This is a genomic window from Pseudoalteromonas sp. Isolate6 (assembly GCF_022398435.1).
Taxonomy (GTDB): domain Bacteria; phylum Pseudomonadota; class Gammaproteobacteria; order Enterobacterales; family Alteromonadaceae; genus Pseudoalteromonas; species Pseudoalteromonas galatheae.
Map to the genome: position 1 here is coordinate 37107 of NZ_JAKEVK010000043.1, position 8024 is coordinate 45130.

The window sequence follows — 8024 nt, forward strand, 5'->3', positions numbered from 1 at the left end:
TATGTTAGCCACCCTGTACAAACCGGCATTAGCTAAGGCAAAGGGCTTCAGTTTACTTGAAGTCCTTATCGTCTTGGTGATCATTGCTTTTTCAGTAAACCTCATTACTTATACTGTCAGTGATAGTGATGAGGAAGAGCTGGAAACCATGGCTATGCGTGTGCAGGGAACGGTTAATCTCGCCTCAGAATTTGCGGTACTTAATCAGGTTGAACTTGGTTTTCACTTAGATAAAGGTGTGATTGAGTTTTTGGTTTTTGACGGTGAGAAGTGGCGAACTTTCGAAGCCGACGATATCTACAAACCAATTGAGCTGCCTGAGCAGTACAAAGTGGAATTGATCCTAGAAGATCTGCCATGGTCTCAAGATAACTTACTTGAGCAAGCGAATTGGCGAGAGCTGATGAGTGGTGGTGACGACGACAATTTACTTGAACTTAAAAAGCTTAAGATCCCGCAAGTACTTATTTTATCTTCCGGTGAAGTCAGCGCATTTAGGTTAAGTGTGGAAAATAAAGATCTGCAAGAGCCCATATTTTTCATTGAAGGTGAGTTTATGGCGCCAGTCGGGCTTAAGCGGGAACCTGAAGAATGAACGCTAGAAAAAGCGTAGGCTTTACCTTGCTTGAAGTCATGGTTGCACTAAGTATTTGCGCCGTTGCTGGTATTGCCGCAATGCAAGCAACGAGCGAACATATAAATCATATCAGCTCGCTTGAGGAGCAAACCTATGCGTCATGGGTAGCAGAAAATCGCTTGGTATTTTTACGTGCACAAGGCGATGACTGGCATGGGAAGAATGGTAACAAAGGCGAAGAGGAAATGGCAGGGGTTACATGGTATTGGCAACAGCATATCCAACAGACCACAGATCCCAGCTTTGTAAAACTCACTGTTCATGTGTTTCGTGAGCCAGAACTTAAAAATTCAGTGTATGACATCACCACTTTTATGTACCGGAGTAAGTAGTGACAGTGCATACACCACAGCGTGGTTTCACGCTTATAGAAGTCTTGTTGGCACTGGCTATTCTAGCGGTAGTGGTAACGGCAACGCATCAGATTTTAGATTCAACGCTGAAGGCTCAAGCGGCTTCAGCGGAAAAAATAGCCGAAATTGAAGGTTTACAAACAACTTTCCGCTTGATGGATCAGGATTTTAATCAGATCACTAAGCGAGAAGTCAGAAATGAAGCTGGGGATTTTAGCCCAACTTATATCATCCATGGCCGTTATGAGCTTGAGAGCCAATATGATGGTATCGCTTTTGTTCGTGATGGTTGGACTAACCCTATTAGTTTATTACCACGCTCCGAACTCCAGGCTGTGGGCTACCGGGTTATCGATGACAAGCTTGAACGTATTTATCGGATATACGTTGATCAACTAGATGGGACAGAGCCTCGTGCTCAAGTTATTTTGGAAGACGTCGAAGAATTAAAGTTTGAATTTTTGGATGACAAGCAAAAGTGGCAAGCTGATTGGAAGTCTAAATCGTTACCTAAAGCGGTTAGAGTGACATTACAAAGAAAAGACTCAGATCCGATTAGCCGTTTATTTTTAACGCCAGGTAGTGGCGTTGTTGACGACAAGGGACAACAGCCATGAAGCAGCAAGGTGCGGCGCTCGTTATAGTGCTTTTTATTGTCGCTTTGGCCGCGACAATTGCAGCTGAAATGGCGAGTAGTTTAATGGTGCAGGTACAAAAGGCCTCGAATATTCAAACTCAGCAACAAGCCAAGTGGTATAGCTATGGCGCTGAGGAATTAGTCAAAAGAGCATTAGTACAAGCGAAAAAAGATGATCCTGATACCGTTAATCTAGACCAGCCTTGGGCCCGTGAAGAAGTGCCTTACCCTGTTGACCATGGTACGTTGAGCGGTAAAGTTACAGACTTACAGGCATGCCTAAACCTAAATGCTTTGAGAGCAAAGTCACAAACAAATGGAAATGACCAAGGTAGTAAGCAGGTTGGTGGAAAGAATACTAACCCAGCCCATGCTGCGCTATTGGAGCTTTTGAAGAATATTGAGGATTTGCCGAGTAACGAAAGCGAGGAAGCCCTTGCTGATAGTGTCTACGATTGGCTTGATGAAGACAGCATTACTTACCGCTCCGGGGCAGAGGAAGACGAATATATGTCTAATCAGACGCCTTATTTAACGGCTAATAATTTGATGGCGTCTGTTAGTGAGCTACGAGTAATTAAGGGCTTTAATCCGCTGGTGATGGAAAAGATTAAGCCTTACGTTTGTGTGATCCCTGGGAGTGAGGAGCTCGCAGTAAACGTCAATACGATACTGCCAGAGCAAGCACTTTTACTCAGTGCGCTTATACCAGGTTTATCGAAATCAGGTGCTGAAGCTATTATTTCTGCAAGACCAAAAAAAGGTTTTACAGATATCAACGAATTTTACACGGAAGTCGCGAATCAAGGGGTCAAAAACCCTAACAAGACTTCCAAAATTTTTACGATTAACAGCAATTATTTTCAGTTGCGAGCAACTGCTGTGTTTGATGAGCGACGCTTTTCTCTCACATCAATTATAGAAACAAAAGATGGTAAAGCGTACGTGCTTGCTCGTAAATTTGGAGGCGTAGAGTGACAGAACAATTATTGATCCGTGTGGATCAGTCACACCAGGCGACAATACACTGGTTAGTGTGGTCAACAGAACAACAACAAATTATTGCCAGTGGTGAACTTGAAGGGAGTGAACAACTTGGCACCCTCGCTGAAAAAGCGCATACAAGACCGGTTGTTTTGTTACTACCAGCGACAGCGGTGCAGTTACGCACACTTGAGTTACCAGCAAAATGGAATAGGAAACTAGAACAAGCCTTACCGTTTATGCTTGAGGAACACGTTGCGACCGACATTGATGCGCTGTTTATCGCAATTGGTAAGCCGGGCATGAGAGCCGACACACATACAATTGATGTCGCGATTTGTGATAACAATTGGCTACAAAGCTGGTTTAGTACTTTCGATGATGCAGGGATAAGTATAAATAAAGCATTACCGGATGCCCTATGTTTGCCCCTTCATGAAGAGATGACTAGTGCCGTGCAGTTGGGTCAGCAATGGCTATTCAAACACAACGCTTGGCAAATTGGCACTGCTGAACTTAGCTGGGTCAATGAGTACCTCGCCATTGCGGGTGTTGAACAGTTAGCGCATTTTAGCCCAGCAAGTGATTTCTCAAAAACGATAACGCTTACTGCGCAACAGCAAGATTACGACTTACCTTTAGCCATCTTCGCGAAATCACTATCAAGTATTGACTTTAATTTGCGTCAAGGGCGGTTTGCTGCCAAGAAAAAGCAGCCGCAGTGGTGGCGAGATTGGCGCAGTGGCCTAATAGCGGCGAGTGTGGCAGTAGTAAGCTTTATCGCAATTAAAGGCACACAGCTGTATGTGATAAGTCATCAAGCTAATCAGCTAGAAACCCAAGCGGTCACTATGTATCAACAGGCATTTCCAAATAAAGTAGTGCGTCCACACTTATTGAAAAAGCAGATCCAGAATGAGCTTGATGCGTTATCTGGCACGGAACAGGGCGGTTTGCTCGAATTAACTAATCACTTTGTGGCGATTTATGAAGAGATTGATGCCTTTGCCCCTGAAACGCTGCGTTATGACAAACGTAGGAATGAACTCAGAATTAGAGCGCGCGCAAAAGAGTTCCAAGTATTTGGTCAGGTTAAAGCAATTTTAGAGCAACGTGGTGTGAGCGTTGAACAGGGTGCCTTGAACAATGATGGCGACTTTGTGGTGGGTGAAATTCGTATTCGAGGTGCAGCATGAAGCAGCAAGCAGTTAATTACTGGCGTGGTTTAAAAGAGCAAGAACAAAAACTGCTGATCGTTGCCGGCGTTATTTTTGTCGTTTTTGTTCTGATAATGGGCATATTCAAACCGCTAAATCAGGCTGTCAGCGATGCCGAAGCTAAGCTAAAACGTAATCACGAACTCGTAAATTGGGTTGGTCAAAGCGTTAATAAGCTGAAATCTAGCAGTCCTGCACAGGTGATCAGCGGCGGTAATATCAGCCAGATAGTCAACAACACTCGTGGCCGTTTTCAAATTGATATCAGCAAAATGCAACCTAGTGGCGAAAGTTTGCGTTTAACCATCGATGATGTGGAATTTAATAAACTTGTTGCTTGGATAGATGAACTGACAAATAAGCATGGCGTAAAAGTAGAAAACCTAGACCTTACACAAGGGAATTTACCTGGCTTTGTGCGTGTTAGTCGCTTGGTTTTAGAGAAATAATTATGAAAAAAACACTATCTCTACTCATTATTTTTTTACTCGCATTTATTATTTTTAGTGCGTTTACTATGCCAGCAGCAGTATTGCTGCAAGTTTTTAAAGGTCAATTGCCAGCTAATTTGCAGCTAGGTGCAGTAAATGGCTCTGTTTGGCATGGTCAAGTGAGCGGTGTGAGATTCAATAACGTTCAATTGAATCAGGTTAAGTGGGAGCTTGAACCGTCATCGCTATTAATGGGTAATCTTGCAGGTAACCTACAGTTTGGTAATCCGAGAGATAAAAATGAGATCTCGGGCAAAGCCACCTTCTCATCGAATTTAGTAAGTAAATCAGTGACGGTAAATAATGCCTTACTTCGTTTCAGTGTTGAACAAGCTATGGAGCAAGTAACCTTGCCATTACCGGTTGATGCCAAAGGACGTGTTATCGTCAATGTGAAGAAGTACCAAAGTGGTGCACCTTACTGTGATGGACTAAATGGTGAGATCAGTAGTCCAAATATTGACGTGAAAGGCATGAATGGTTGGTTTAGTATTGGTGATCTCAGTGGTCAGCTCGATTGTAAGTCAGGAGACATAGCTGTGGTTGTTGACCCTGAAAACCGCCTGGGTTTACAGGCCGATGCAACACTGGCTGCCAATTTCCAATTTCGCGTTTCTGGTAATATTAAGCCAGATGCAAGCCTACCAAAAGAAGTACACGATGCGGTTAAGTTTTTGGGTAGACCGGATGGCGAAGGTCGCTACCCAGTAAATTTATAATATACTTCTGTCATATCAGACTTTAGTTAATCTAATCTCAGGTTAGTTATTAATATAAAAGCATTTTTATAGGCGCTGATATGGCGCCTAAGTTCAAGGCAACACTATGCACGACTTCTCTTTTACCGCAGCGGATCAGTTGAATCTAGAGAACTACTTTTCTGCGCGCAAACTTTCTATTGATATTGCTTTTTTACAAGGATATTTATTTGCTACCTGTATAGACCCAAACGGTATCGAGGTAGATAAGTGGCTTAAGACTTTAACCAATGCAGATCCCGAACTAGATGAGAGTATTGCATTTGCATTGATGGCTTTACATCACGAGATTTCAGAGCAGGTATACGAAACTGAATTTCAATTGCCTTGGAGTGGTGAAACACCACTTGAGCAAAAAATTAATTGGGCCGAAGGATTTTTAATGGCGGCGACGCCCTTTTATGAGCAATTGATGTCCAGTCCGCTCGCCGACGATATCAAACAAGCTTTGCAAGTGAGCACAGAACAACTTGGGCTTTTTGCACTTGGCGAGCAACAACTAACTATTTATTGTGACAAAGTAGGACAGTCACTGACCGAGTTTCAACTGACTCAGGCGCAATTAGCTGATGAGTTTGCCGCATCTTATGCTGAGTTAGTCGAAGTTGCCGCGGTGAATAGCGGACTATTTGAATAATCTTTATGCGAGATCTAACTCGATAAATGTGCAACCCTGTTGGCATTGAGCCACAGCTCTATTTGATGTCGATTGACTTAGACTGAGCACAATGGGTTGCTGACAGTCTGGGCAATTGACAACACGTCCTTGGCTAAGCTTTTTGATAAGCGCTTTTTGATCATTAAAGGATTTTGCCGACTTTTTATTTAATTGACTAAAATCCATTATAACCCCTTCGCTTCTTGAATAGCTTGCTCTGCAATTTCACAGATTTTTACCAGTTCAGGGCCGTAAAAATACAAGTTATAGTCATTTTCTTTACAATACTTGAGATGGAAAAGTCTCACTTTTTCATCTGTTGCCAAGGCTTCGTCAATATAGCGCTTTTCATCATCTGTCATAGTAATCGTCTTTACGACATTGGCTCTGGCGATTCTTGCGGCCGTGCTGCGTTGTACTTTGCTGGACTCGCTGAGTACTTCAACGCCTTGACCTAGCAATCTATCTCTTGGCTCTTTAATCAATGGATGATCCACAGTAAACAGAGCAACGACTATAATGGCTAATACTAAGAATTTTTTCATAATCTGACGCTGATTTGATCTAGCTAACAAAAATCTTGTTCCTAGTGTAATAAACTTGTCTGTCAGGTCGCAACAAGTCTCTCATCATTTATGGTGGGTTTTAGCTCAACTTACTATTAATCATAGAGTTTCAAAGCGTATAATAGTAAGCGCTAAACTATGTCATGGGGCACATTGCAATAGTTTAGCCTGTATTTTTCAAGGTCACTGTAGCAAGTGCATCTCGTTCCAAAGCACTAAGGAGCTTCCATGGAGAACGAAAGAATCAAGGTTAAAAATATACCGTCTGAAGTAAAAATTCAAAAGCCAACAGCTGGCACTGAAGGGAAATCGCTCAATAGCTCTACGCCCGATCGTTTTAATCCTCGCAATCGCATCTATGTCCGGGCGGTATCAGGCCTACACCAACTGCTAAGAAGGCGTATCGGCTTTATTGGTATGTTGGCATTTATGGCTTTGCCTTGGTTAAACTTTCACGGTCATCAGGCGGTGTTGTTCGATATTTTTGAGCAGAAGTTTAATATTTTTGGCATGACTCTATGGCCACAAGATCTCACTATTTTTGCTTTTATTCTAATGATAGCGGCATTTGCTCTGTTCTTGGTGACTACCTTCTATGGTCGGGTATGGTGCGGCTACACCTGCCCGCAAACTGTTTGGACGTTTATCTTTATTTGGTTTGAAGAAAAGTTTGAAGGAACGGCAAACCAGCGGAAAAAACTAGATCAGAGACCGATGGATTTTGATAAGTTTTGGCGGAAAACTGCAAAACACGGCAGCTGGATACTCTTTTCACTGTATACCGCAATCACTTTTGTTGGTTACTTTACCCCAATCCGCTCTTTGCTCCCTGATTTACTTACTTTTTCTGCAGGCTTTTATTCCGTCATTAGCATCATCGTTTTTACCATTTGCACTTATGGTAATGCCGGTTGGATGAGAGAAATCATGTGTTTACACATCTGTCCTTACTCTCGCTTCCAATCAGCCATGTTTGATAAGGACACGTTTACCGTCGCCTATGATAGCGAACGAGGTGAAAGTCGAGGTCCTCGAGGACGCAAACAAGATCCAAAAGCGCTAGGTCTAGGTGATTGTATTGATTGCAACCTGTGCGTTCAGGTTTGTCCTACCGGTATCGACATTCGTAATGGCTTGCAATATGAATGCATCAATTGTGGTGCGTGTATCGATGCCTGCGATGGTGTTATGGATAAGATGAACTACCCGCGCGGATTGATTGCTTACACTACAGAGCGCAATTTAGAATCATCTAGCGAAAAGACTAAACCAGTACGTGGTAAATTAATCGGTTATTTAATGATTCTAGTCGTCATCACGGGGGCATTAGTTGCGAACATTGCGATGCGTAAACCGATGGATCTTGATATTATTCGTGATAGAAATCAGCTTTATCGTGTCAATATTGAAGGGTTAGTAGAAAATACCTATACCCTGAAAGTGATAAACAAAGCGCAAGTTGAGCAGAAATTTTCTATTGCAATAACGGGTCTAAGTAATTATCAGGTGATCGGTAAACAAGAGGTGCACTTAGCTGCAGGCACGACATTAGATGTGCCACTCTCTGTTGTGATTGATCCATATGATTTGAAAAAGCCAGTGACTGAATTTGAGTTTGTGCTTATTAACCAAGATGATCCTGAAGAGCGGCTGGCGCAGCCGACCAATTTCTTCAAAGGAAGATAATAAGGTAAAAGCGAGGTATAAAACCTCGCTTTTTTAT

General features: G+C 42.6%; 11 protein-coding genes. 9 read left to right on the forward strand and 2 right to left on the reverse strand.

Annotated elements, in window-relative coordinates:
- Nucleotide 1 precedes the first annotated feature (1 nt).
- The 8 genes from L1D50_RS08710 to L1D50_RS08745 all read left to right on the forward strand — a co-directional run bounded on the left by L1D50_RS08710 (nucleotide 2) and on the right by L1D50_RS08745 (nucleotide 5714).
- Nucleotides 2-595, forward strand: coding sequence for a prepilin-type N-terminal cleavage/methylation domain-containing protein (locus tag L1D50_RS08710; RefSeq protein ID WP_128725418.1), 594 nt, complete (start codon nucleotides 2-4; stop codon nucleotides 593-595).
- Complete coding sequence (gspI, locus tag L1D50_RS08715; RefSeq protein WP_128725419.1) at nucleotides 592-969, forward strand: type II secretion system minor pseudopilin GspI; 378 nt, start codon at nucleotides 592-594, stop codon at nucleotides 967-969. The genes L1D50_RS08710 and gspI overlap by 4 nt, the downstream gene beginning before the upstream one ends.
- The gene (gene gspJ, locus L1D50_RS08720) at nucleotides 969-1607 is read left to right on the forward strand and encodes a type II secretion system minor pseudopilin GspJ (protein ID WP_128725420.1); all 639 of its coding nucleotides are present in this window, start codon (nucleotides 969-971) and stop codon (nucleotides 1605-1607) included. The genes gspI and gspJ overlap by 1 nt, the downstream gene beginning before the upstream one ends.
- Complete coding sequence (gspK, locus tag L1D50_RS08725; RefSeq protein WP_128725421.1) at nucleotides 1604-2605, forward strand: type II secretion system minor pseudopilin GspK; 1002 nt, start codon at nucleotides 1604-1606, stop codon at nucleotides 2603-2605. The genes gspJ and gspK overlap by 4 nt, the downstream gene beginning before the upstream one ends.
- Entirely contained in the window at nucleotides 2602-3807 is a 1206-nt protein-coding gene (gspL, locus tag L1D50_RS08730; protein ID WP_128725422.1) for a type II secretion system protein GspL, read from the forward strand. The genes gspK and gspL overlap by 4 nt, the downstream gene beginning before the upstream one ends.
- Nucleotides 3804-4277 carry a type II secretion system protein M gene (locus tag L1D50_RS08735; protein ID WP_128725423.1) on the forward strand — a complete coding sequence of 158 codons (474 nt, stop codon included), beginning with the start codon at nucleotides 3804-3806 and terminating at the stop codon, nucleotides 4275-4277. The genes gspL and L1D50_RS08735 overlap by 4 nt, the downstream gene beginning before the upstream one ends.
- 2 nt (nucleotides 4278-4279) lie before the next feature.
- Nucleotides 4280-5038 carry a type II secretion system protein N gene (locus L1D50_RS08740; protein ID WP_128725424.1) on the forward strand — a complete coding sequence of 253 codons (759 nt, stop codon included), beginning with the start codon at nucleotides 4280-4282 and terminating at the stop codon, nucleotides 5036-5038.
- A gap of 106 nt (nucleotides 5039-5144) precedes the next feature.
- On the forward strand, nucleotides 5145-5714 hold the full coding sequence (locus L1D50_RS08745) for a UPF0149 family protein (RefSeq protein ID WP_128725425.1): 570 nt from the start codon (nucleotides 5145-5147) through the stop codon (nucleotides 5712-5714).
- 3 nt (nucleotides 5715-5717) lie between these two features.
- Here L1D50_RS08745 and L1D50_RS08750 read toward each other — a convergent pair whose 3' ends face one another.
- Both L1D50_RS08750 and L1D50_RS08755 read right to left on the reverse strand, forming a co-directional pair.
- Entirely contained in the window at nucleotides 5718-5921 is a 204-nt protein-coding gene (locus L1D50_RS08750) for a hypothetical protein (protein WP_128725426.1), read from the reverse strand.
- Nucleotides 5921-6280 carry a hypothetical protein gene (locus tag L1D50_RS08755; protein WP_235956582.1) on the reverse strand — a complete coding sequence of 120 codons (360 nt, stop codon included), beginning with the start codon at nucleotides 6278-6280 and terminating at the stop codon, nucleotides 5921-5923. The genes L1D50_RS08750 and L1D50_RS08755 overlap by 1 nt, the downstream gene beginning before the upstream one ends.
- Before the next feature lie 249 nt (nucleotides 6281-6529).
- Between L1D50_RS08755 and ccoG the strand changes: the two genes are divergently transcribed.
- A complete protein-coding gene (ccoG, locus tag L1D50_RS08760; protein WP_128725428.1) occupies nucleotides 6530-7987 on the forward strand; it encodes a cytochrome c oxidase accessory protein CcoG in 1458 nt (485 codons plus the stop codon).
- Nucleotides 7988-8024: the final 37 nt, after the last annotated feature.